The organism is Clostridioides sp. ZZV14-6153 (assembly GCF_020657855.1).
Lineage (GTDB): Bacteria > Bacillota > Clostridia > Peptostreptococcales > Peptostreptococcaceae > Clostridioides.
In genome coordinates, this window is the sequence record NZ_JAGWCZ010000002.1 from 330,627 (window position 1) to 354,340 (window position 23,714).

General features: G+C 27.8%; 22 protein-coding genes and 1 riboswitch. Of the genes, 13 read left to right on the forward strand and 9 right to left on the reverse strand.

The window, feature by feature from the left end; all coding sequences use genetic code 11:
- Positions 1 to 77: 77 nt before the first annotated feature.
- Complete coding sequence (locus KGF46_RS04280) at positions 78 to 323, forward strand: hypothetical protein (protein WP_227432629.1); 246 nt, start codon at positions 78 to 80, stop codon at positions 321 to 323.
- A 165-nt stretch (positions 324 to 488) separates the two neighbouring features.
- On the opposite strand, the gene KGF46_RS04285 is transcribed toward KGF46_RS04280, so the two are convergent.
- Genes KGF46_RS04285 through KGF46_RS04295 form a run of 3 tightly spaced genes read right to left on the reverse strand, consistent with a single transcriptional unit; the run spans position 489 to position 6,187 of the window.
- Entirely contained in the window at positions 489 to 1,805 is a 1,317-nt protein-coding gene (locus tag KGF46_RS04285; protein ID WP_227861807.1) for a TolC family protein, read from the reverse strand.
- A gap of 22 nt (positions 1,806 to 1,827) precedes the next feature.
- A complete protein-coding gene (locus KGF46_RS04290; protein ID WP_227861808.1) occupies positions 1,828 to 4,959 on the reverse strand; it encodes an efflux RND transporter permease subunit in 3,132 nt (1,043 codons plus the stop codon).
- A gap of 4 nt (positions 4,960 to 4,963) precedes the next feature.
- Positions 4,964 to 6,187 carry an efflux RND transporter periplasmic adaptor subunit gene (locus KGF46_RS04295; RefSeq protein ID WP_227828246.1) on the reverse strand — a complete coding sequence of 408 codons (1,224 nt, stop codon included), beginning with the start codon at positions 6,185 to 6,187 and terminating at the stop codon, positions 4,964 to 4,966.
- Positions 6,188 to 6,441: 254 nt separating this feature from the next.
- On the opposite strand from KGF46_RS04295, the gene KGF46_RS04300 reads away from it, so the two are divergent.
- Positions 6,442 to 6,927, forward strand: coding sequence for a MarR family winged helix-turn-helix transcriptional regulator (locus KGF46_RS04300; RefSeq protein ID WP_227828247.1), 486 nt, complete (start codon positions 6,442 to 6,444; stop codon positions 6,925 to 6,927).
- Positions 6,928 to 7,042: 115 nt separating this feature from the next.
- On the opposite strand, the gene KGF46_RS04305 is transcribed toward KGF46_RS04300, so the two are convergent.
- Positions 7,043 to 9,283: a type IA DNA topoisomerase gene (locus tag KGF46_RS04305; protein ID WP_227828248.1), complete on the reverse strand. Its 2,241-nt coding sequence runs from the start codon at positions 9,281 to 9,283 to the stop codon at positions 7,043 to 7,045.
- 112 nt (positions 9,284 to 9,395) lie between these two features.
- On the opposite strand from KGF46_RS04305, the gene dut reads away from it, so the two are divergent.
- Together dut and KGF46_RS04315 are read left to right on the forward strand one after the other, a co-directional pair.
- A complete protein-coding gene (gene dut / locus KGF46_RS04310) occupies positions 9,396 to 9,827 on the forward strand; it encodes a dUTP diphosphatase (protein WP_227828249.1) in 432 nt (143 codons plus the stop codon).
- A gap of 261 nt (positions 9,828 to 10,088) precedes the next feature.
- The gene (locus tag KGF46_RS04315) at positions 10,089 to 11,279 is read left to right on the forward strand and encodes a C40 family peptidase (RefSeq protein ID WP_227861028.1); all 1,191 of its coding nucleotides are present in this window, start codon (positions 10,089 to 10,091) and stop codon (positions 11,277 to 11,279) included.
- A 256-nt stretch (positions 11,280 to 11,535) separates the two neighbouring features.
- On the opposite strand, the gene KGF46_RS04320 is transcribed toward KGF46_RS04315, so the two are convergent.
- From KGF46_RS04320 to KGF46_RS04330, 3 genes are read right to left on the reverse strand one after another with little or no spacing between them, the layout of a single operon-like run.
- Positions 11,536 to 12,108 carry a manganese catalase family protein gene (locus KGF46_RS04320; RefSeq protein ID WP_227828251.1) on the reverse strand — a complete coding sequence of 191 codons (573 nt, stop codon included), beginning with the start codon at positions 12,106 to 12,108 and terminating at the stop codon, positions 11,536 to 11,538.
- 28 nt (positions 12,109 to 12,136) lie between these two features.
- Entirely contained in the window at positions 12,137 to 12,403 is a 267-nt protein-coding gene (locus tag KGF46_RS04325) for a spore coat protein CotJB (protein ID WP_021385274.1), read from the reverse strand.
- Positions 12,403 to 12,612 carry a spore coat associated protein CotJA gene (locus KGF46_RS04330; RefSeq protein ID WP_227432638.1) on the reverse strand — a complete coding sequence of 70 codons (210 nt, stop codon included), beginning with the start codon at positions 12,610 to 12,612 and terminating at the stop codon, positions 12,403 to 12,405. The genes KGF46_RS04325 and KGF46_RS04330 overlap by 1 nt, the downstream gene beginning before the upstream one ends.
- Positions 12,613 to 12,880: 268 nt before the next feature.
- Here KGF46_RS04330 and KGF46_RS04335 point away from each other — a divergent pair, with 268 nt between their 5' ends.
- The 6 genes from KGF46_RS04335 to KGF46_RS04360 all read left to right on the forward strand — a co-directional run bounded on the left by KGF46_RS04335 (position 12,881) and on the right by KGF46_RS04360 (position 18,531).
- A complete protein-coding gene (locus tag KGF46_RS04335; protein ID WP_227828253.1) occupies positions 12,881 to 13,741 on the forward strand; it encodes a tRNA 2-thiocytidine biosynthesis TtcA family protein in 861 nt (286 codons plus the stop codon).
- A gap of 37 nt (positions 13,742 to 13,778) precedes the next feature.
- Entirely contained in the window at positions 13,779 to 14,816 is a 1,038-nt protein-coding gene (locus tag KGF46_RS04340) for a 3'-5' exonuclease (RefSeq protein WP_227842160.1), read from the forward strand.
- Between the two features lie 373 nt (positions 14,817 to 15,189).
- Positions 15,190 to 15,696 carry a flavin reductase gene (locus tag KGF46_RS04345; RefSeq protein WP_227842162.1) on the forward strand — a complete coding sequence of 169 codons (507 nt, stop codon included), beginning with the start codon at positions 15,190 to 15,192 and terminating at the stop codon, positions 15,694 to 15,696.
- A gap of 360 nt (positions 15,697 to 16,056) precedes the next feature.
- Complete coding sequence (locus tag KGF46_RS04350) at positions 16,057 to 16,728, forward strand: hypothetical protein (RefSeq protein WP_227861809.1); 672 nt, start codon at positions 16,057 to 16,059, stop codon at positions 16,726 to 16,728.
- A gap of 158 nt (positions 16,729 to 16,886) precedes the next feature.
- The gene (locus tag KGF46_RS04355) at positions 16,887 to 17,393 is read left to right on the forward strand and encodes a 3'-5' exonuclease (protein WP_227861810.1); all 507 of its coding nucleotides are present in this window, start codon (positions 16,887 to 16,889) and stop codon (positions 17,391 to 17,393) included.
- A 127-nt stretch (positions 17,394 to 17,520) separates the two neighbouring features.
- Positions 17,521 to 18,531, forward strand: coding sequence for a biosynthetic peptidoglycan transglycosylase (locus KGF46_RS04360; RefSeq protein WP_227829294.1), 1,011 nt, complete (start codon positions 17,521 to 17,523; stop codon positions 18,529 to 18,531).
- 560 nt (positions 18,532 to 19,091) lie between these two features.
- Here the strand turns inward: KGF46_RS04360 and KGF46_RS04365 are convergent.
- Positions 19,092 to 19,268 (reverse strand): hypothetical protein, encoded by a 177-nt coding sequence (locus KGF46_RS04365; protein WP_227842167.1) that lies wholly within the window; start codon positions 19,266 to 19,268, stop codon positions 19,092 to 19,094.
- 48 nt (positions 19,269 to 19,316) lie between these two features.
- Positions 19,317 to 19,413: riboswitch (cyclic di-GMP riboswitch) on the reverse strand.
- Positions 19,414 to 20,111: 698 nt separating this feature from the next.
- On the opposite strand from KGF46_RS04365, the gene KGF46_RS04370 reads away from it, so the two are divergent.
- From KGF46_RS04370 to KGF46_RS04380, 3 genes are all read left to right on the forward strand, one after another.
- Positions 20,112 to 20,486 carry a BlaI/MecI/CopY family transcriptional regulator gene (locus tag KGF46_RS04370; RefSeq protein ID WP_255612733.1) on the forward strand — a complete coding sequence of 125 codons (375 nt, stop codon included), beginning with the start codon at positions 20,112 to 20,114 and terminating at the stop codon, positions 20,484 to 20,486.
- Entirely contained in the window at positions 20,479 to 21,504 is a 1,026-nt protein-coding gene (locus KGF46_RS04375; RefSeq protein ID WP_227861811.1) for a M56 family metallopeptidase, read from the forward strand. Before KGF46_RS04370 ends, KGF46_RS04375 begins: the two co-directional genes overlap by 8 nt.
- Positions 21,505 to 21,578: 74 nt before the next feature.
- Complete coding sequence (locus KGF46_RS04380) at positions 21,579 to 22,172, forward strand: peptidoglycan-binding domain-containing protein (RefSeq protein ID WP_227861812.1); 594 nt, start codon at positions 21,579 to 21,581, stop codon at positions 22,170 to 22,172.
- Between the two features lie 209 nt (positions 22,173 to 22,381).
- Here KGF46_RS04380 and KGF46_RS04385 read toward each other — a convergent pair whose 3' ends face one another.
- Positions 22,382 to 23,398, reverse strand: coding sequence for an alpha-hydroxy-acid oxidizing protein (locus KGF46_RS04385; RefSeq protein ID WP_227861813.1), 1,017 nt, complete (start codon positions 23,396 to 23,398; stop codon positions 22,382 to 22,384).
- Positions 23,399 to 23,714: the final 316 nt, after the last annotated feature.

Consider the following 23,714-nt stretch of genomic DNA (forward strand, 5'->3'; position numbering starts at 1 on the left):
TTAATTATGTTGCATATATTATTGTAAGAGAGAAATTTCAACTAATAATTAAATTGAGTTTACTGGAGGGGATAAAGTTGACAAAGTGTCCTAAATGTGGAAAAGAAGTATCATCACGTCCAGGTAGTATATGCCCACGATGTGGATTTAAAGTAGTAGAAGAGAGTCTTAAAATGAGATGCCCAGAACCTAGCTGTAGAGCATTAGTATCTAGGAAGTTAGACTATTGTCCTAAATGTGGATGTAAGCTGAAAGGATATAATATTTCAGAATTTGTTAACATGGTCAGATGTAAAATAGATGAAACATTTGATAAAAAGTAATTAAATTCAGCTTTAGACTTTATTTTGTGGTGAAGAATATATGTGTTCTTAGAATCAATGATATTTTAGTAAATAGAAAAAGAGTTGAACTAATAATAAGCCAACTCTTTTTCTATTTTATTGAGCAAATTTATTTTAGTAAATAAATGTTTCTATACAACAGTATTACTTTTTACTTCCATCACTAAGTATCCAAGGTTTTTCTATACCATTTTTTAATGAATTGTAGTTTACAATAAGTGTATCATAGCTATTTTTGGCATCTTCATTGCTTACTACTTGTTTTTTATAGTCAGTTAGAGTAATCAATCCTAAATCATATCTTAACTTAGTATTTTTTAATTGTTTTTCCGATAATTCAAGCTGTTTTTTAGTTGTTCCAATTGTATCTTCTAAAGCAAGTAATTGTGCATAGCTATCAATCAAGCCTTTTTTTAGAGCTTTTTTACTATCCTCTAGTGTAACTAAGCCATTTTCAGTATTATATTTTTGTTGAAGATAATTTGCATATGTAGTAAGTCCAGCAGCATAAGTCTGTCTTTCGTTGTTATACTCAGCAACATCTATTTTATATTGCTCTAAATCTTTTGCATATTTCTCCATAAGAACCTTATATTCATCATCAGTTAGACTACCTTGTTCTGGTTTTGTAGGAGCAACTGGTCTTGTAAGGTTAGGTCTATCTGGTAAATCTGCCTTATTTTCATCATCATCATTAAAACTTTCTTTTGTACGTTCTAAAATCAATTGGTCATACTTTAAGTATTCATTAACCTTACCTTCCATGTATGAATCAACTGAACCACCCACTCTAAAAGACTCAAAACGGTATTCTTTATCTAATTGATAGTTGTCTAAATTTATATTAGTCAACAACTTAAAATAATCTTGATTGTTTTTTAGTTCTTGAAGTTTAGCTTTTTGATTATTTTGCAATGTCTGAAGTTCAAGCTCAGCTGATTCAGTTTCTAATGATGTCACTAGACCTAAATCCTTTTTTAGTTTCATATCTTTAATTTCTTTAGCTTTTATCTCAAGATTATTTTTTATTTTATCTAACTCATTTTCTCTTGAGACTAAGTCATTGTACTTATTAGTAATATCATTAGCTATTTGGTCTTCCATAAAATATTTGGCCTGTTCGCTTTGATTTTTAAGAAGTCCAATTTGGTCATATGGAAATGAGTTATCGCTTCCAGTAAAACTATCAAATTCATCCTGTACTTCTAGTTTTTCTTTTAACATTTTTATTTCTTCTGATTTCATCTTTAATTTTTCGCTATTTTTAAGTGCAGCACTAACAGCATCTCTAGCAGTTAAAAGTTCTTTTTCAGCTGTTCTTTTAGTCGAGTCACTTAAGGTAGCATTATCAACTTTATTTATAGAAGAAGTATTATCATTTGCATAGGCTGGCATTAAATTAGCTGTTATTATACCAACACCACATCCAATTGCAATTATTTTACTAACTTTTTTATTCAATACAATCGCCCTCCATTTATATTTAAATTTTAGCTTTTAATTTTGGTTTTTTGAATATCTTTCCTTTTACATCTCCTATTTTATCTGTTATTTTACCAAATATTTTAGGCATCTTATCTGAAAACTTATTTTCCCACTTATCAAATATTAAATATATAGTAGGGATAAGTACTAGGGTTATTAGTGTAGATACAGTAAGACCACCCATTATAACTACGGCTAGTGGTTGCATTGTTTCTCCACCTTCACCAAGAGATAATGCTGTTGGTAACATACCTAAGATTGTCGTTGCTGTTGTCATTAAAACGGGTCTTAGTCTTGTAGCACAACCAATTGAAACCAATCCAATTAAATCATTGTTACGATTTGCTTTTCTAAGTTGCTCTATGTAGTCAATAAGAACTATACCATTGTTAACAACGATACCAATAAGTAAGATTATACCTAACATACCTACAGTACTTAAACTTTGACCAGTTACCAAAAGAGAAAGTACAACTCCAACAAATGCAAATGGAACACAGAACATTATTATAAATGGTTTACTAAATGATTCAAATTGGGCTACCATTACCATATAAACAAGTGCTATGGCTATAACCATTGAGAATCCAAGACTGGCCATAGATTCATTCATCATTTCTGTTTCTCCACCAACACCAATAGAGTAGTCTTTAGGGATTAGCATCTTGTTAGTTTTTTCTAATGCTAATTTTGTAGCGGTACCAGCATCTAAATTATCAAGTGTTGCAGTTATATTTACAGAAAAATCACCATCAGTTCTTGATATAGACTGTAAACCATCTACCATTTTTATGTCTGAGAAAGCTCCAAGAGGGACTTCATTTCCAGTTGCAGAATTTACTTTTAACTGTTTTATATCTTCTAAATTGTCAATACTATCTGCTTTGAACTTTAGATTTACATCGACTTTATAGTCATCAATAGTGGCAGTAGTGACTGAATCACCATTTATTGCAGTACGTAATAATCCTGCAATTTCTGCTGTATTTACACCGTATTCTTGAGCCCTATGTTTGTCTATTGTAAATTGAGCTTCTTGTGTTGTATCGGCAAGAGAAGTCTCTACATTTCTAAATCCTTTTATAGAACTGAATTCTTTTTCAACTTCTTTTCCTAATATCTTTAATACATCCAAATCAGGGCCCTTCATCTCTAATGTGAAGTCTGCTCCTGAAGTTCCGCCCATAACACTACTATTTTGACTTACATTTATTTTACAATCTGGAACAGTAGCAACTCTATCAATTATTTCTTTTTCTATTTCATCAGTAGTTCTCTTTCTATTTTTTTGAGATTCCAATTCAATTGCTATATTTGCACCATTATTATTTGAGTCTGATGTCAAACTTGTTATTAATGTCTTGACTTCTGGAATATCTGAAACTTTTTTCTCTGTCATAGACACATAATAATCATTAGCCTCTAAGCTAAGACCCTTTGGAAGTTCTATAGAAATAGCCAATTCTCCTTTATCTGCTGCGGGCATAAAGTCCATACCTATAAAGCTCATTCCAAATAGAGAAGCTACAAATATAAGTAAACTTGATATTACTACTAATTTCTGATGTCTTAAACATACACTTAGTAATCTTTTATATCCTTCACTTACCTTATCAAATATAGGGCTATCTTTTTCCTTCATTTTTTCACTACTTTTACCTCTACTTAGTTTTGCAAATACACTAGGAACAAGAGTAATTGCGCCTATAAAAGAGAAGGCTAGGGAAGCTATAAGTGTTTTACCTAAAGCCCCAAATGTTATTTTGGCTATACCTTCTGTAAACATAATAGGTAAGAAGATAGCTATAGTGGTCAATGTTGATGCTAATATTGCATTGGTAACAGTTCTTGTACCTTCAATAGCACAATCATCAATACTCAAACGGCCACTTTTCCTGTATTTAAATATGTTTTCAATTACAACTGTAGCATTATCAACAACCATACCAACTGAAATTACCAATGAACTTGCAGTGATAAGGTTTAAACTTTCACCTGTAAAATAGAGAACAGCTATTGCTCCTATTATAGAAATTGGTATTGCAACTGCAACAACTAATGAAGCCCTTACGCTTTTTAAGAAAGCAAAGATTACTATAAACGCAATAACTGCACTTATAAGTAAATTGCTCATTACACTGTTTATTGATTCGCTTATGTAAGCACTTGTATCATTAGCAATTTTAATTTTAAATTGTGGGTTTTCTTTATTCAATTCATCTACATATTTATATGCATCTTGCATAACTTTTACAGTATTTGCATCTTGTTGCTTAGAAATATCTATTACTAAACTGCTTTTTCCATTGTATCTATAAATACTATCTTTGTCTGCAAATCCATAATCTACACTACAAAGAGTATCTAAGTTAACTGTGTTTCCTCCTTTTACAGGAATTTGAATCTGTTTTATATCATCTAAAGATTCTAATTTATCAATTGATCTTAAGACTATCTTATCCTCACCTTGAGTAATTGAACCATAAGGGAATGTTTTATTACTAGATGATAAAATACCTTTTATAGTTGACAAACTAACTCCATAATTTGAAAGAACTGATGGGTCAGCTATTACATTAACTTGAGCTTTTTCTCCACCTTTAATGTCTGCTGATGTAGTACCATCTATAGATTCTATTTTAGGCTGAATTACATCTTCAGCGTATTTTCTTAGTGCTTGTGCATTATTGTTTCCACCAGATATAACAAGCTGACCTATAGCTTGTGCATTCATATCTAATTTTAGTACTGTTGGCTTAGCTGCATCATCTGGCAAGCTAGTTTGTAATGCATCTACTTTAGACCTAACATCGTTCATTATTTCATCCAAGTTGGTTCCAAATTCAAATTGAGCTACGACCATAGAAACACTTTCTTGTGAACTTGATATAGTAGAGTTTACATTTGAAACAGCTGATAAACTTTCATCAACTTTTTGGCTAACTTGTTCATCAACGTCCTGAGGACCTGCACCTGTCCAAGTAGTCATAACCATTACAACAGGTATTTCTATATCAGGCATTAGATTTATTGACATTTTTTTATATCCAATACCACCAAAAACTATTAAAACTAAGAAGACCATTATGATTGTGAGAGGACGCTTAACGGAAGTATGTGTTAAATTCATAATACTATTTCTCCTTTTCTACAGGAAATATCTTAGTTCCATCAGAAATAAGACTTATCCCTCCAATAACCACTGTATCTTTTTCACTTACACCACTTTTGATTGCTATTTTATCCTCTGTTACAATTCCAGTTTGAACTAATGTTTTCTTTGCTATGTTATCCTTAGTTGCTATGTATACATATTTTTTTCCATTTTCTTCAAATATTGCTTTTTTAGGTACTGTAACAGCTCCATTTTCTTTTTCAACACTTAAGTTTACTTGTGCAGACATTCCTGCCTTAAATTTGTTGTTAGTATTAGTAACAAGTATTTTAACAGGATATAAAGATGTCTGAGGGTCAACTACTGAGGGAACATAATCTATCTTTCCTAAAACTCTTTGATCTTCAATGACAACATCTACATTGCCATCTTTTTTAAATTTAGCTATATCTGCTTCTGCTACATTTAAGTCTACTTCTAATATATTAGGATTAGAAATAACAAAAGCTGGTTGTGATTGTGTTATCATCTCTTTTGAGTCAAAGTTTTTGGCTGTGATTGTTCCATCTACTGGAGCTTTTAATGTCAACTTATCTAAGTTACTCATTGCTAAATTATATGATACTTGAGCTTGGTCAAGTTGTTTTTTAGCAAGTGATTTAGCTTGAGGTATACTTTTTGAAGTTGCTGTATTGTATGCCCTTTGTGCAGAATCTAGTTGTTGTTTTGATTGCTCTAAAGCAACTTCTATTTTTTTAAATTGGTCTAAACTAATTACTTCCTGCTCGTAAAGAACCTTATTATTGTCATAATTTCTTTGAGATTCATCATATTGAAGTTTTGCGCTATCAAGAGCTGTTTTTGCTTGATTTACTTGAGCTTCTAATGCACCTCCAGTGGCACTTGCATAACTTGCTTTTGCTAAATCCAGTGATGCTTTAGACTGTTTTACACTGTTTTCTAGATCTTCACTGGTTATACTCAATAAATCATCACCTTTTCTTACATTTTGCCCAAGTTTTACATAAACTTCTTGAACTGTGCCAGCAGTTTGAGCAGTAACTGATGTCTCATCTTTAACTTTTGTAGTTCCTGAGAAAGCATTTGTATTTTCTATTTCTCCACCTACTGCCTTTTGAACAGAGACTGCTATAGGTTTTTCTGGTTCAGGTTCATCTGTTTTTCCACATCCAACTAAGAACAGTGAACTACACATTAAAAAAACTACTAAATATCTTTTCATATATCCTCCTATTATATTTTACACTAGCTTGTTGTAGAATTTAAAGTGTCTTATAATTTAAGTTTAGTTTTAGGCTAATTAAAAAACTTCCCTTTTTTGGCATTTTATAATTCTCTAATTTGATTATAAATTTATAATTATTATGAGTCAATAACTTTTTCTTGTTTTAAATTTATTAATAGTTTATAATTTATAATATATATAATAGAGAATGAATATTTTATTACAGTATTTATTGAAGGGATGTTACAAATATGGATAACGATAATATACTTAAAATAGCGGACTCTTTTTTAGACTTTTTATTTGTACTTCAAAATAATATATTCAAAGAAAACGATTTGTTAAAAAAATTTCAAAACAACTCAGATATGATGAAAGAGTATTTTGGAGAATGTCCAATGGCTCCATCACATGCAAAGGTAATTCTTTATCTTATGACATCAAACTCATCATCAATTTCTCAAATAGCTTCTAATTTAGGAATATTAAAATCAAATATGACACCAATTATTGATAGATTGGTAGAGCATGATTTAGTAAATAAATTTCCTGACCCAAAAGACAGAAGAGTTCTTAGAGTTGAATTGACAGATAAAGCATTTGAATTATTTGATATTGTACAATCTATTCTTAAAGAGTCTATAGTAAAAAAACTATCAAATCTTTCTGATGAAGAGCTAACTTTATTAGATGAACATACACTTAAACTATCAGAAATAGTAAAAAAATTAGTTTAAATGTACATAGGAGAAGCTATCATTATAAAGTTGAATTTTTACACAAAGCAGAAATAGCAGTAGTATAATATATCTAATATTATACTACTGCTATTTCTGCTTTTATGAATATTATTTAATTCTCAAATTCTATTTTCCAGTTGAAGTAGCCAGTATCTGGATTTTTGTTGTATTTTAATGTAGCATCAAATTTATTTCCATTTTTAGAAGTTAAAGATTTTACCTTGGTCTCACCTTTTTTTAAAATATTTTTGACCATAGTTTTATTAACTTTCTTTTTGTAGAGACTTAAGTATTTGTCATTTTTCCAAATAACGAACTTACACTCTTTATGATTTTTACAAGCAAATCCTTTATCAAACTCAAGGACATCACCTTGACAAATAGGACATTTACCAAGAGAAGTATTTTCATTATTAGTTTTATTTTCTTTTTTAATATCTGTATCCTTTGATACAGCAATTTCCTTTTCAGAATCAGTCAAACTTTTTTTTGAGCTATTTTTTGAATCTTTTGCTTTTACCTTAGTAAATTTTTTAGTTTTTGAATCAAAAGTATAAGCCTCTGTATTTATATTTTTTGAAGCATCCTGCTTTATGATATTAACATTTTGATATATAAAACTAATAATATGAGTAAGATATTCTTTTCTAGTGTATTTACCTTTTTGAATATCACTTAAACTTTTTTCAAGTTTACCAGTGTAGTCCACATCAAATAAGTCCTTAACAGGAAAAATTTCAACTAAATTTTTTCCAAGGTCTGTTATAAAGTAAGATTTGCCTTTTTTCTTTACATAGCCAACCTGACTTATTTTTTTTAGTACATCGGCACGTGTGGCTGATGTTCCTATTGAATATCCTGAAAGTACAGTTGTATCTTCTTCAGGTACATTTTTACCACAATTTTTCATAGCTTTTAAAAGTGTATCTTCAGTATATGATTTAGGGGGTGTTGTTTGTTTAGTTAATGGCTTTATCTCTAAGACATCAACAATATCATCTTTGTTTACAAATGGAAGTAAATCGTTTTTTTCTTCCTTATTATATACCTCAAGGTATCCCTTTGATTTAAGTACTTTTCCTTTTGTTAAAAAAGTGCAATCATCTACTTTAGTTTTAATTTCTGTGTTCTCATATTCAGCAGGAGGCATAAAATTTGCTATAAATCTATCTTTTATAGCATCATAAACCAATTGCTCATCTTTAGATAAATTTTTGGGTATTATATAAGTAGGAATTATAGCACTATGCGAATCTACCTTAGATGAATCAAAGACCCTTTTTGTTTTAGAAAATTTAATTTTATTTTCATATTCAAGACCAACTTTTAATTTTTCTAAGGTTTGAGAAGCCTTTGAAGCTAAACTTTCTTCTAAAAAAATAGAATCGGTTCTTGGATAAGTTATATACCCACCCTTACCATTACCTTCATAAAGAGATTGACAGACATTTAAAACTTTATCAGAGGTAAAATTAGAGTACTTAGAAGTTATATATCCTTGAAGTGATGTTAAACTAAAAAGTTTTGGTGCATACTCTTTTGACATAGTAACTTTTTTATCTAGTATTTTGCCAGTTTGAGATGTAATTGAAGCTATGATTTTATTTGCATCTTCAAGTGTATCAAATTTACTTTCTTTACCTTTAATATATTTACCTTTATATTCACCATTTTCAGCTTTAAAATGACCCTCTACCTCATAATAAGTTTTGGGAACAAAATTCAGTATTTCCATATCCCTATCATAGACTAATTTGACTGTTGGAAGAATTACTCTACCTATATTTAATAATTTTCCATTTCCATATTTTAATGTAGCAACAGAAGTGAAGTTTATTCCAATTAGCCAATCAGTAATAAGTCTTGTATATCCAGCAGCTTGAAGATTTCTCATTTCATCTTCATCTTTTAAGTTTTTTATACCCCTTGTAATGTCTTCTGGAGTCCATTCATTTACCAAGATTCTTTTTACTGGTTTTTTATTTTTTGCAAGTAAAAATATTAAAAATGCTATAAGTTCTCCCTCTCTGTCATTATCAGTGGCATTTATTACATATTCCACATCTTTTCTGTTTAAAAGTTTTTTTACAGTATTGAATTGTTTAGTTTTAGAACTATCAATTTTGAATTTAAACTTATTTTCAGGCACAAATGGAAAATTATTCATTTTCCAAGAGCCAGAATACTTATCTTTATCATAATCTTTCATATCATATAATGATACTAAGTGTCCAACTGCATAAGTAATTATATAATCATTTCCTTCAAAGTAACCATCTTGTCTAGTCTTTGCACCTAAAAATGATGCTATAGTTTTTGCAACGGATGGCTTCTCAGCAAGTACAAGTTTCATAAAAAATCCTCCTTTAAAACACTAATAATTATATTACCACAAAAAAATAAAAAACTTCAAGAGGCTGAAATTTAAGTTATAATATTTATAGGAAATTGAAAGGAGATATAAAATGTACAATTTAAAAGTAAAAAAATTAAATGACGACGCTATAATACCTAATTTTGCTCACAAAGGTGATGCGGGTATGGATTTGTATTCTATAGAGGAGGTTGTAATACCTTCTGGAGAGACTAAACTTATTAAAACTGGAATATGTATAGAACTTCCTGCTATGACAGAAGCACAAGTGAGACCTAGAAGTGGACTTGCTTTAAAACATTCAATTACTGTGTTAAATACACCAGGAACTATTGATGAAGGATATAGAGGAGAGCTTAAAATCATATTAATAAATCATGGAAAAAATGATTTTAAAGTTGAAAAACATATGAAGATTGCTCAAATGGTAGTAAAACCTATATACGAGATTAATATAGAAGAAGTTAAAGAATTAAGTGATTCTGAAAGAGGAAAAGGTGGATTTGGTTCAACAGGATTCTAAAAAGTTACAAAAAAGTTAAAAAATATAAAATTATTTAATAAGATATAGATTGGCTATATAACTGAGTTTTAAGCTCTTTATGATTAAAAAATATTTATGGTAATTTATGGTATAGAATTATTACTATAGACAAATAGTTACAAGTTTGTAATAATATTAATATAAAAGAAATAATTGATATTCAAAAATAGTGTCAGTTATTTCTTTTATGTTAGAAATAAAAAATAAATCTACTAGAAAAGAGGAGATGAGTGGAAAGTTATGAATTTTAATCAAAAGAGAGTAGCAGCCAGTATAATGGCTACCGCGATAATAATGCCTACAATGGGGAATTTAGCATATGCTAATGAGTCTGAAATAGAAAGTTCAACTGTAGAAAGTAGAACAATAACAGGGAATGCAGTAAATTTTAGAAAAGGACCAGGTACAAATAATGCATCTATAGGAAAGTTCTACAAAGGTGATAAAGTTGAGTACATAGGAAAAGATGGTTCTTGGGTAAAAGTTAAATATAATGGGAATACAGGTTATGTACATGAAAACTATGTATCAATAAATAGCCTAGGAAATAGTAATGAAAGTAATGATGCTTCAGTAAAATCAACAAAAGTTGTTACAGCAAAGGGATTAAATTTTAGAACAGGTCCAAGTACAGGAAGTTCTAAAATATCTACTTTGGGATATGGTACTGAAGTTGGATACATATCTGAGTCAAATGGATGGTCAAAAATAAGTTCTAATGGTAGAGTAGGTTATGTTTCAAGTAAATATTTAGGAACTAACTTAAGTGATTCTACAAGTGGAAATTCTGGAAACAGTTCAAGTAATCTTGTAAAGGATACAAAAGTTGTAACAGCAAAATCATTAAACCTTAGAACAGGACCAGGAACAGGACACTCTAAAGTGGCTACATTAAGTTATGGTACTGAAGTTGGAAGTATTTCTGAAAATGGAGGATGGACAAAAGTAAATCATGATGACCAAACAGGATATGTATCAAGTCAATATCTTGCAGAAAAAGGTTCTGTTGATACTTCAAGTCCATCTGATTCAACTAATTCTCCAAGTCAGGGAGCTGATAGTGTAATAAGCTTTGCAAAGACACTACTTGGAAAACCATATGTATGGGGAGCAGAAGGTCCAAATAGTTTTGACTGTTCTGGATTCACACAATATGTTATGAAAAAATCTGCTGGAGTTAGTATACCAAGAGTATCTAGAGACCAAAGTAAGTATGGAGCATATGTAAATAGAGGAGACCTTAGAAGTGGAGATTTAATATTCTTTGATACAGAAGGCTCAAATAATGGTTCTGTAAGTCATGTTGGAATATATATGGGAAATGGAGAGATGATACACGCATCTTCAGGTTCATCAAAAAAGGTAACAATATCTAATATAAATAGTAGTTACTATTCAAGTAGATATGTAAATGCAAGAAGAGTTTTATAATCATTTAGATTTAATTATAAAACTTTACAAATAGATATTTCTTTATTGCTTATAAAATAAAAGCAGGTATGATGTCAATAGTATTGTAGATTACTATCTATATTACTGTTGATTTAGTACCTGCTTTTTGTTGTTTATTTATTCTATCTGCGTATAGAAAATGGACAGTTCTTTATAGTTTTTTATATCTTTAAGCGGATTTAAGCTAAAAGAGTAAGTTAGTAAATCGTTGTAGTTTTATATATAAAGAAGAATTTTAGAATATTTTTTGAGATTCTTCTAAGTCATAAGCATCCATTAAAGCTTCACCAAATCTTTGATAGTGAATTATTTCTCTTTGACCTAAGAATTTTAGTACATTTATAACATCAACATCATCTGTTAAGTTTATAAGTTGATAATATGTTGCAAGTGCTTTTTGTTCAGCAGCCATATCTTCATGTAAATCAGTTACAGGATTTGACATAACCGCGATAGGTCTTACATCAAATGGAACTCCATTTGAATCTGTTGGATAAATTCCATATCCATTTTGTGCATAGTTTGAGCCAAGGCCAGCAGCTTTTAATTCTTCTGGAGTCACATCAGAAGTTAACTGATAAACCATAGTACATATAAGCTCAACGTGAGCTAGTTCTTCTGTACCAATATCTGTTAAAAGTGCACGCATATTACCAGTAGGCATTGTATATCTTTGACTTAAATATCTCAAAGATGCAGCAAGTTCTCCATTTGGTCCGCCAAACTGAGTTATAAGAAACTTAGCCATTCTTGGGTCACAAGTTTTTATATTAACTGGGTGTTGTAAAGTTTTTTGATATATCCACATGAATTTTCAATCCTCCAATACTTGATGTCTAATAATTAAATTCTCTGTCCCAAGGCCAAGGTTGCTCAGCCCATTGCCAAGGGCATCTACTTGGAGCATACCCAAAGTTAGTTAAAGGACCATATTTATTTTCGTAAGCATATCTAGCCTGTGCAAATTGGTTACACAATGAATTGTAAGTGTTGATAGCATTTTTATCATCAGGATGAGTGTCTAAATATAAGTTCATATCAACACATGCAAAAGATGTTTCCTGAATTTTTCTCATAAGTTCAGCTCTAGATGAATCTTTCATTATCTTCTACCTCCTCTTAATTTTTTTGGCTTAGCATATAATTCTTTGTTGTACATTTCAGATTCTAATAAATTTAGTTCTGGAAATATAGTTCCAAATTTTAATGCATCAGAAAGGCAGTACATTTCTGTGAAAATTTGATTATTAATATATGGTCTAGCCAAAGATGAACCACAATTTTTTTTAATGTCTCTAGTTTTATTTTCCAAGATGAAAACCTCCTTGTTGTAAATAGATAGGTAAGTCTATCTAGTGTATAATATTCATCCATTTAAAAATCGTTACTCATAATAAAATATTAAATGAGAAAAATAAAAAAGATAATAAAAGAAAGGCATTATTTATGTTATTATAAGTTTATGTGTTATTGTAAACTATAAAGTATTTATTAAAATTAAAGTAAAAATCATAGTATTTTATAGAAGTAGGTAGACTTTTTTGTAAAATATTATTAACATAAATATACGAGGTGATTAAATGAGTGAGCTATCAGGAAAAGGCTGTGAAATTATAGTTCCTTTTGAGGAAAGACTTTCACTAAGGGATATAGAAAAAAGTATTATAAAAAAATATAGAAAACATTTATGGTCTAAGTTTATAAAGGCAATAAGAGATTATAAATTAGTTGAAGAAGGGGATAAAATAGCTGTAGCAATATCTGGAGGAAAAGATAGTATTCTTATGGCTAAAATGTTTCAAGAATTAAAAAGGCATGGACAAGTTAATTTTGATGTTGAATTTATTGCTATGGACCCTGGATACCATGCGAATATAAGGCAATTACTTGTAGATAATTGTGAGTATTTAAATATACCAATACATTTATTCGATTCAAGAATATTTGAAATAGCTGATGAAATTGCAAAAGATTATCCATGTTATATGTGTGCAAGAATGAGAAGGGGAGCATTATATTCAAAAGCAGAAGAATTAGGGTGTAATAAACTTGCATTAGGTCATCACTATGATGATGTAATAGAAACAACTATGCTTAATTTATTATGTGCAGGAAATTTTAAAACTATGCTTCCTAAGCTTAATTCTACTAATTTTGAAGGAATAAAAATCATAAGACCACTTTATTATATAAGAGAAGAACATATCATAAGATTTATCCAAAATAGTGGTATATGGCCTTTAAATTGTGCATGTATGGTTGCTGCTAAAAAAACTGGAAATAAAAGATATGAGATAAAAGATTTAATAAAAAGTTTAGAGCCAAATTTTAAAAATGTAGAAAAATCCATATTTAAAGCAGCAGAAAATGTAAATCTTGATTCAATACTAGGGTGGCAAAAAGATGGGGAGAAACATTCTTTCTTAGAAAATTATGAATAAAAGTAATTAAAGGAATCACTATAAACAATTGGAAAGGGTGTTTATATTGAAGAGAGTATATATAGATTTTGAGATGAATATGCCAAATTCTAAATCAAAGAGAGATATATTAAATTCAGATATAATTGCAATTGGAGCAGTTATGTATGATGAAAAGACAAAAAATATTGATAAGTTTAAATCTTTAATAAAGCCAGTAAGTAATGCCCAGTTGTATCTTCATATACAAGAGTTGACTCATATATCTTCAGAAGAGTTAAAGTATGCACCAAGCTATGAAGAGGTCATGAGAAAGTTTAAAAAGTGGTTAGGCATATTTTCTGAGATTGAAGGAATATATACTTTTGGTAATTTAGATTTAACATGTTTCAATAACACTGATATGAGAAGTTCTAAAAAAAACAATCATCCAAGGTTCGTAAACAACATTAGAGAGTTATTTGTGGATATAAAAGAGAAATATATAGAGTGTGGTATAAAATGTATGAACTATATATCGCTAAAAAATTTACTTGAATTTGCTAATTTAGAGTTTAGTGGAGATGCACATGACCCATTAAATGATGCATATAATTTATTTATTTTAGATGAGGCAATTACAAATAATGTAGATATACAAAATATTTTAATAATGCTAGATATAATAAGACCTCCGTTTAATAACATAAATCCAGATTTAAATGATTGTTTTGATAAATTTAAAGAATCACTTTATAAAAAAGAAGGAAATTATGATATTGTAGATTTTTCTATTGAGATAATAAAAACTGTGAGAATGTACTTATTGACAATTATAAATATAAATATACAAAACATAGAAGTTATAAAAGATATAGATAAAAAATTGGATACTATAGATAAATTGAAGAATATAGAAGATGGTTATTTTTATTTATTAGAAGATGTGTATTTTGATATAAAAGATTTATTAGAAGATTTAATGCTTTATAGAGTACATGAAGATGAATACAAAAATGAAATAGAAAATATAATAAAGATGTTTGATGAAGATTTAGAGAGTGAGAAAATATATATTGATAAGAATAATAATTTAAATGTTATTAATAAAGTATAGAAAGTTACAACTAATAGAGCAAAATTTGATGATTATGATAGTTTTTGAATAAAAATAGATTTAAATGGAACTAAACTTCTATAAAAATATATAAAATAGTAATAAATGTAGAAAGTATATATGCTTTCTACATTTTTAATATTATAGTATTTTAAATTTAAAAAATGTATTATATGTTTTATAATTAATATATTTTATTGATATTTTATGATTGAAAAATATAAAAACTACTTCTTGCGAAAGTAATTGATTTGCTGTATTATAATTTACATGAATATGGAAGACAATCTTAAAAGCTGTATTATAAAAGTGCATATATTTAAATTTTTAACAAATAACTTATTTATTAAAAGATGAAGGGTAGGATGAAGTTATGGGATTTAAAGAAGTAAAAATTGAAGAGCTACAATTTAATCCATTCACTAAAATTGGTAAAGAGTGGTTACTTATAACAGCAGGAAACTCAGACAAATTTAATACAATGACTGCAAGCTGGGGTGGTGTCGGAGTGTATTGGAGTAAAAATGTTGTAACAACTTACATAAGACCACAGAGATATACAAAAGAGTTTGTAGATAATAATGACACATTTACAATTGCATTTTTTGATGAAAAATACAGAGAAGCTTTAAATATTTGTGGTACTATTTCTGGTAGAGATATAAATAAAGTAGAAAAAGCAGAACTTACACCATATTTTGTAGACGATACAGTAGCTTTTGAAGAGGCTAATATGATTATGGTTTGTAAAAAATTATATCATGATACTATGCCACCAGAAAACTTTGATGCTAAAGAAAATGATGAAAAGTGGTATCCAAAGAAAGATTATCATACTATGTATATATCAGAAGTTGTAAAGGTTCTTATAAAAGAATAGATAAAATAAATTTAAAAAATATGTTTAATAGTAAATAGGTATTTTCTTTTAATTACTATTAAATAGATATTTTTTTATTAAAAGATGAACTCTGTTTTCTAGCGTTCATCTTTTTTATTTCCTTATATAGAAATATTTATATGAAGTATTCAAGGATATTTCATATGTATCTATTAATTATCTGTGTTTATTGTACGTAGTCTATTTTAAGAGAGATTCTTTTAAAATGAGATTTACTTAATATATAGTCTTAAGAGTATAAATGCCAACTAATAAAAATATATATTATATTAGGTATTTTAAATCGGTATTTTAAATCGGTATTTTAAATAAATTTTGAAAATAAAAGGGTGATTTTTTATGGAAAATATAACTAGTTATTTTAGAACAATAGTATGTGTATTTATATGTTTATCGTCTGCATTTATATTTATTCAATTAGCTAGAGTTTTTATTAATAAGAAAAAAACTAGTATAAAAAATAAGTCAAAAAAAGGTTTTCGTTATGATAGATATTTAATTGAGACAAGGAGAGAAAAAACATATACACAAGATAGAAATAGTGATAAAAATAAGAATATTGATAAGAAATTAAAGGGAGAAAAAGTATTCAAATATGATAATGGAGATTTATATAAAGGTGAGTTTATTGATGGGAAGAAAAATGGATTTGGAACATATATTTTTTCAAGTAAGGAAAGATATGAAGGGTTATGGAAAGATGATAAGATGCATGGAATAGGTAAATATACTTATAGAGATGGTTCAATATATACAGGGGAATTTAAAGATGGTTTAAAAAATGGTCTAGGAAAATTAACTTATCCAAATAATGACATATATAAGGGCTATTTTTTAGATAATAAAAAAAATGGAAAAGGTGTATTATATAAAAGTGATGGAAATAAGCAGGCAGGAATATGGGAAAACGATGAACAATGTAAAAGCTTAGATTTTAAAGAATTAAACAATAAAGAATTAAATAATAATGTTTATCAAAATAGATTAAGTGATAATAAGATAAAAATTTAGTTATTATAGTAAAATAGTATTTATTCATAATGGAATATCTACTGTATATTTAGTAAAATTTGTAAAAATTTCATATATCATATAAAATTAAGTATTGATTAGTATATTGTATAAATATAGAATATAAATATATCCATTTGATAATAAGGAGAAGAGATATGAAAGAATATGTAGTTGTAGATTTAGAAACTACAGGATTAGATCCATATAAAGGTTGTGAAATAATAGAGATAGGAGTAACAGAAATAAAAAATGACGAAATTGTAAAAAACTATTCGAGGTTAATAAAACCTAAGGGTATAATTTCTTCATTTATAACAGAATTGACACATATAAGTAATGAAATGGTAGAAAAAGAGGAGTCTTTAGAGTTAGTTTTACCTAGATTTAGAAAATACATAGGTGATAGAACTATAATTGCACATAATGCAAAATTTGATTTAAAGTTTTTAAATTACTATCTTAAAAAGTTGGACTTAGAGCCAATAAATAATTATATATGTACACTAGAATTATTAAAAAAATGTAAAAGTTATAAAGGAAAAAATAAGAAGCTTGAAACAGCTTGTGCTTATTACAATATAGAGAATATAAATGCTCATAGAGCTGATAGTGACACTTTAGCAACTGCAAAGCTATTTTTAAAAATAAAAGATGAATATTAATCGCAAATATAGAGAAAATTAGTGAAAATATCCTTTATAAAATTGACCCTTAAACTTACAATTTTGTTCTTTGATTTATTTTGTGGAACAATGTATAATGTACCTTATATAAAGAAGGGAGACTAAAATGGGTTATTACAATGATGATGATAATAATAAAATAAGACGTAAAAAAGTCAGTAATAATAAAGATAGTAATAAAAAATCTAAACATTCTTATACTTCAACAAGTAAAAAAAATAAAAATTCTCAGACAGCCTCTAGTAAAAGAATGAATGAAAAGGTAGATTCACAAAATATTATAAAAAGAGATAGTTTTACAAGAGATAATGTAAGACCTTTAAATACAGATTATGGTCAAAGAGATAGACGAAGAGTTGAGTACAAGCAAAGAGATAGAAAGTTAAAAAGTAAAAAAAGAAGAAAGCAAAAGAGAATTAAAATAGCTAGAGCATTATTATCTGTTATGCTAGTGGCACTCATTATATTTTCAGTTGCAGGTGCAATTTTTACAGTTTCAGCTATAAAAGGTTCACCTGAAGTTACTAAGAAATTAATTAAGTCTAAATATATAAGTAGTGAGGTTGTCAGTATAAAACAAATGCCAAAGGACTTAAAACAGGCTATAGTTTCCATAGAAGATGAGAGATTTTATAAGCATAAAGGAGTAGATGTTATTTCTTTAGCTAGGTCAGTACTTAATAATGTGTTTACAGATACAACACAAGGAGGAAGTACTATAGATATGCAAGTTTCAAAAAATCTGCTTACAAGTGACGATAAAACTATGAAGAGAAAAATAAGGGACATGTATAATGCAAAGCAGATGAATAAGATTATGAGTAAAGATGAAATCCTTGAAGCTTATTTAAATAATATGTACCTAGGAAAAAATGCATATGGAGCTGCAAAAGGAGCTGAAGTGTATTTTGGTAAAAAAGTTGGAGAGTTAAACCTAGCTGAATGTGCTATGCTTGCAGGTATGACCAATAATCCTGCTAGGTATATTGACCATGGAGAGGCTAAAAAGAGACAGTTGACTGTATTGTATAAAATGCATGAACTTGGTTATATAACTGATAAAGAATACAGAATAGCAAAGGCTGATGATACTCCATTTAAGTCAGAGATTGATTAAATTTGTAAAAAATATAGTGTTGTCAATATATAGAATATAATAAAAGTTTGATTTGCCACCATATTGCTACTATAAGTTATAATTTGGTGGCAAATTATTTTATATATTCTTGAAAATATTTATAGTTTTATATTCTACAATCAATCTATTAATAAGAAATGAGTTAGAGAAATGAGTGAATTTTTATTTAGAGTGTTAGTTTAACAGTTAGATTTATATACCTTAGTATTGTTTCTTAAGAAATATATATTGTTTCTCAAAAAGTAAAAAGTCACTCTTAGTGAAAGAGTGATTTTGAGCTTGATATAAAAATTGAGTGTTATAAAAAATAGCTTACTACAGTTGATTATGAAACTTCACTCTAGAGCAATAGATTGTAGTTTCTTTTTTTGTTTTTGATATTATTTTACATCTTCATTATATATAATTTTATAAAAAATAAAACCATAAAGATTATAATATAAAAAATAAATATACTTGAATTAAATTTGTATCATTTATTATAAGATTATTTAAAAGTAGATAAAACTAAAAAGGATTTTCTAGAAAATAAAATCTATCTAATTATGCTTATTTACCAAGACCATCACTTGATATAAATATGATTCTACTACATTTTCTCCGTACTCTAGCATAAAATCATCTAGCAGTGTATCTATAAAATTACAATAATCATGTGAACTACTAATACAAGCAGTTAATACATGTGTACACGTATCTATTTTTTCCATAAACATTTTACATCCCCCTAAAAAACTTTCATAAAAACAAAAAGAAAATATCTTTTTGGCAACTGGCTGACATAACTCATAAGATACTTTATAAGTCTTAGTCCCTATAGCTTTGCGTCACTAAATTTCTCTAGTTTTGCCGATTTAGTTTTATTCTACACCTATATAATACTAGAATGTAATCCATTATTCAATATTATTATGAGAAAATAAAAAAAATTTTAAATTATGAAAAATATTTTGCTTCAAAAAACAAAATGAATGCATAAATTATATGGAAATACTTGTATGTAGTTGTGTATTAAAAAGCACCTATCATTAATTTAGGCTAGAGAAAATATTAGGAAATGATAGGGTATGAAAAAAGAAGAATTTAAAAAAACTTATATGGTAAAAATTGGATGAAAAGGTTTGCTTTAATTCTCTTGCATATAAGACTCTATTGAGATAGAATTTATTTATGCATAAATTGACTTACACTATAGTGTGGTAGTAAAATAAAGAAAGTATTTTAGCTTTGAAACAAGAGATTTTTAAAAAATATACATAAAAATTTAATATCAAAAGTAATTTAAAGATTAGTCTAGTTTATTTCCCCAAAAAGTATTATAATGTTCTTTGTGTGTAAAAAAGGAATATTCATATTAGATACTACTCAAGATAAAAATATTAATAATATAGTAAAAGATTTAATGAATTATGTTATTAAATCTAACTTTTAATATTTTAAAAAAGATTAGAAAATTAACATAAAATGTAAAAATTCACAATTTTTTCATAAAGTATTTGACTAAAAAATTCTCTTGTTGTAGAATTATGTTAGAAAGAGTTTTGGGGGAGGTGTAAATCATGATAAAAAAAATACCACAAGCAGAACTGAAAGTAATGAAATTTATTTGGAGAGTAGATGCTACGGTAACATCAAAAGATGTTATTGAAGCAATGGAGCAAGAATATGGATGGAAACAAACTACAACACTGACACTTTTATCAAGACTAGTAAAAAAAGAATTCTTACATGCTCAAAAAATAGACAGATATACACATTACACAATAGTGGTTAAGCACCAGGAATATTTAAACTTTGAGACAAAGGATTTCCTAAGTAATATACATAATGATTCTTTGGTAAGTTTAATTTCAGCTTTACATGAGGATGAAGTTATAGATAAAAATAAGCTGGATTTTCTAGAAAATTACTTTGATAATTTAAAGGATGAATAGTTATATGATACAAGTTTTTGAAAATCTTATACAGACAACTATTATATGTAGTATTGGTATTTGTCTATTATTATTTTTGAAAAGATATTTATTTAAGAATTTTAGTAAAAAGTTCAATTATTATATTTGGTTAATAATAGTCTTTAGGATGTTGCTTTTTCTGTTTAATTATACAATAGTGTATGAAGTAAAAGAATCTAAAAGCAATGCACCAGTAGGAAGTAATATTACAGAAATCAATGTTCCTACAGATAATAATTTTATGTTGTATTTAGCTTATTTATGGATATTTGTAGCTATAGTTATTGCAGTGTATACATTTATAAAGTATATAAAATTTAAAAATCTTGTTGTCGATGTATCTTATGATATAGAAGATGATGATATTGACTGTCTTTATAAAGATTTATTGAAAGAGTTAAATATAAAAAAGAAAATTGAATTAAGAGGTTCTGATGAACTGATAAGTCCAGCAGGTATGGGATTATTTAAATCGTACATATTTTTACCAGATTATCCTTATAGTAAGGATGAGTTAAATTGGATTTTAAGACATGAATTGATGCACTTTAAAAACAAAGATCTTTTAATAAAGTTTGCAGTATTATTTGTGAAAATAATATATTGGTTTAATCCACTTGTTTATATAATGAGCAATAGAATAAATATTGAGTGTGAATTATGTTGTGATGAAAGTGTTTTGAATGATTGTTCTCTAAAAGAGAAGAAAGAATATGCATTAGCACTTATAAAGTCAATTAAGATGAGTAAGAATTATCAAAGTGGAATTTTGACAACAGAGTTTAGTAAGACAAATTTAGAAAAGAGACTTGAGAGTATTATTCATAAAAAGTTTAAAAATGGCATTTTTGTAGTCATAGTCTTGTGTTTACTATCTTCAATGACATATTTGAAATTCGATATATTTATTTCAAAGCCAATGATTTATTCATTGCCTAAACCAAGTGTGCTTAATGATAAGTATATTTACAACACTGATGTTCAGGTTGAAAGATGATTTTAAACTGTATTAATAAATGTAAGAATTTAGTATTATAATTTAAATGAATAAAAATATTTTAGGAGGATTTTATGTTAAAAAAATTTAAGAATGCACTATCAATTGCTTGTTGCTTATTTGTATTAGGAGGAAGTGTATCTTTTGCAGATTTAAAAAATAATAATGAAATAAATGATAGATCTGTTGAGAATCCAATTTATGAATTTAATATTCAAGGTTACACATATACATATGAAAATGCACCACAAGATATTAAAGATGAATATGACAAAACATGTAGAGAATTAAATATTACGCCTTCTCCAGATACTGAAATATTTGTTCCAGCAGATGAAATACATAAATATACAGATGCTGTTCCTCTTGTTGAAATAGACAAATTCAATGTGAAATATTTTGGTTCACGCTTTGAAGTTACTGGTGCTAAAACGTATACAGTTGGAACTAGTACGTATGTGGGATATGGACATGTAACAAGTGGAAATCCAGTACACTTAACACAGCTTTTGCTGAAAAAATCTGGCTATTCTACAACGGTAGATAGTTTATTTGGGAGCTCTACATACAGTAAAGTTAAAAGTTTCCAAAGTAATTATGGATTAAATGCTGATGGTATAGTGGGATTAGGTACATGGCATAAGCTAGCAGAAGTTACTAATGCTTAAATAATTTATGTTAAACTTAAATAGTAAATTAGAACCAAAAACATGATATTATATAATATCATGTTTTTGGTTCTATCCTAAAAAAATTATATTTTTATAAAATAAGTTTATCTATAATTTTTTATATATAGGACTTCAAGTTAATAAATATATAAAAATAAACATATTCTTGAAAATTGCATTAAATTATTTAATTTAACACCTTATAATCACTTCCATATAATCTTACCATCAATATCCTTAACCTCTTGACAACCAGTCAAAATCATAGTCTCACATAACTCATTCCTAACCTTATCTATAAAAAACTCAACACCATTAAGACCACCGCCAAAAGAAGCAGTAACAAAAGGTCTTCCCATCAAAACAGCATCAGCACCCAAACCTAGCATCTTAACCACATCAACACCAGTTCTAACACCACCATCAGCAAGTATAGTTATCTTTCCTTTTACAGCATTAGCTATATCTGGAAGTACCTCACAAGTACCGGGAGTATAATCAAGCACCCTTCCACCGTGATTTGAAACAACAATAGCACTAGCTCCAGACTCTACAGCCATCAAAGCATCATCTACAGTCATAATTCCCTTTATTATAAAAGGCAATCTAGTCGCTTCAACCAACTCTCTAATCTCTTCAACTGTCTTAGGTGAAAAAGGATTTTCTTGAAGCTGATTATTAATCAATCCACAAGCATCAAGGTCTACACCAACTGCAAAAGCACCAGCCTCTTCAGACAATCTAATTTTTTCTATTATCTTTGAATTTTTCCAAGGTTTTATAAATACAATTCCATTTCCAGCATTATCTTTTAAAACATCTAAATTATTCAATAAAAAAGTATCTATATTAGTATCGCCAACCATGGCATAGATTCCAGAATTAGAGCAACCTCTAACAACAGGTTCGATATATTCTTTTTCAGAAATCTTACCACCCATATTTAACATAGTCCCTGATACAGGTGCAGCAAATATAGGAGCACTCATTTTTTTACCAAATAACTCGATAGTAGTATCTGGATTTGAAACATTATGTATTACTCTCATATTTATCTTTACTCTTTCCAAGCTTCTTCTATTTTCTATAAAAGAAGAGCCACTTCCTTTTCCTCCCATGCCAGGAACATTTCCAGCACAAGCTAATCCATTACAAATCTTACAGACTTTACACTTTCCATTAAAGTTCTCTCTAGCAGATTTTAATAATTCATTATAGTTCATATCAAATTCTCCTTTTCGTTATATTAAAATTGAGTATTACTATATTGAAAATATCTTAATTGTAAATGAAGAGATGATATTGTGATTAGTTAAACTGAATAATACATATTAGATATTTTTATTATTGTAGGTAAGTAAATTATAACATATAGGATAAATAAACTTAAATTATTTTGTTGATATAGTGGATGTATAAGATATTTATTAAAATTCAAAAAGGCTATATATAGATTTTTTTAATCTATATATAGCCTTTAAATTTATGTCAATTTCTTTTTTATTAATGAATAAATAATATAGAATACAATATACAAAA

What these genes read in the sequence shown, in the direction of transcription:
- KGF46_RS04380 (WP_227861812.1), top strand. Translation starts at nt 21,579, where the DNA reads ATGTTAAAAAAATTTAAGAATGCACTATCAATTGCTTGTTGCTTATTT.
- KGF46_RS04305 (WP_227828248.1), bottom strand. Translation starts at nt 9,283, where the DNA reads ATGAAACTTGTACTTGCTGAGAAGCCATCCGTTGCAAAAACTATAGCA.
- KGF46_RS04300 (WP_227828247.1), top strand. Translation starts at nt 6,442, where the DNA reads ATGGATAACGATAATATACTTAAAATAGCGGACTCTTTTTTAGACTTT.
- KGF46_RS04375 (WP_227861811.1), top strand. Translation starts at nt 20,479, where the DNA reads ATGAATAGTTATATGATACAAGTTTTTGAAAATCTTATACAGACAACT.
- KGF46_RS04290 (WP_227861808.1), bottom strand. Translation starts at nt 4,959, where the DNA reads ATGAATTTAACACATACTTCCGTTAAGCGTCCTCTCACAATCATAATG.
- KGF46_RS04320 (WP_227828251.1), bottom strand. Translation starts at nt 12,108, where the DNA reads ATGTGGATATATCAAAAAACTTTACAACACCCAGTTAATATAAAAACT.
- KGF46_RS04345 (WP_227842162.1), top strand. Translation starts at nt 15,190, where the DNA reads ATGGGATTTAAAGAAGTAAAAATTGAAGAGCTACAATTTAATCCATTC.
- KGF46_RS04325 (WP_021385274.1), bottom strand. Translation starts at nt 12,403, where the DNA reads ATGAAAGATTCATCTAGAGCTGAACTTATGAGAAAAATTCAGGAAACA.
- KGF46_RS04355 (WP_227861810.1), top strand. Translation starts at nt 16,887, where the DNA reads ATGAAAGAATATGTAGTTGTAGATTTAGAAACTACAGGATTAGATCCA.
- KGF46_RS04335 (WP_227828253.1), top strand. Translation starts at nt 12,881, where the DNA reads ATGAGTGAGCTATCAGGAAAAGGCTGTGAAATTATAGTTCCTTTTGAG.
- KGF46_RS04315 (WP_227861028.1), top strand. Translation starts at nt 10,089, where the DNA reads ATGAATTTTAATCAAAAGAGAGTAGCAGCCAGTATAATGGCTACCGCG.
- KGF46_RS04360 (WP_227829294.1), top strand. Translation starts at nt 17,521, where the DNA reads ATGGGTTATTACAATGATGATGATAATAATAAAATAAGACGTAAAAAA.
- KGF46_RS04370 (WP_255612733.1), top strand. Translation starts at nt 20,112, where the DNA reads ATGATAAAAAAAATACCACAAGCAGAACTGAAAGTAATGAAATTTATT.
- KGF46_RS04295 (WP_227828246.1), bottom strand. Translation starts at nt 6,187, where the DNA reads ATGAAAAGATATTTAGTAGTTTTTTTAATGTGTAGTTCACTGTTCTTA.
- dut (WP_227828249.1), top strand. Translation starts at nt 9,396, where the DNA reads ATGTACAATTTAAAAGTAAAAAAATTAAATGACGACGCTATAATACCT.
- KGF46_RS04385 (WP_227861813.1), bottom strand. Translation starts at nt 23,398, where the DNA reads ATGAACTATAATGAATTATTAAAATCTGCTAGAGAGAACTTTAATGGA.
- KGF46_RS04350 (WP_227861809.1), top strand. Translation starts at nt 16,057, where the DNA reads ATGGAAAATATAACTAGTTATTTTAGAACAATAGTATGTGTATTTATA.
- KGF46_RS04365 (WP_227842167.1), bottom strand. Translation starts at nt 19,268, where the DNA reads ATGTTTATGGAAAAAATAGATACGTGTACACATGTATTAACTGCTTGT.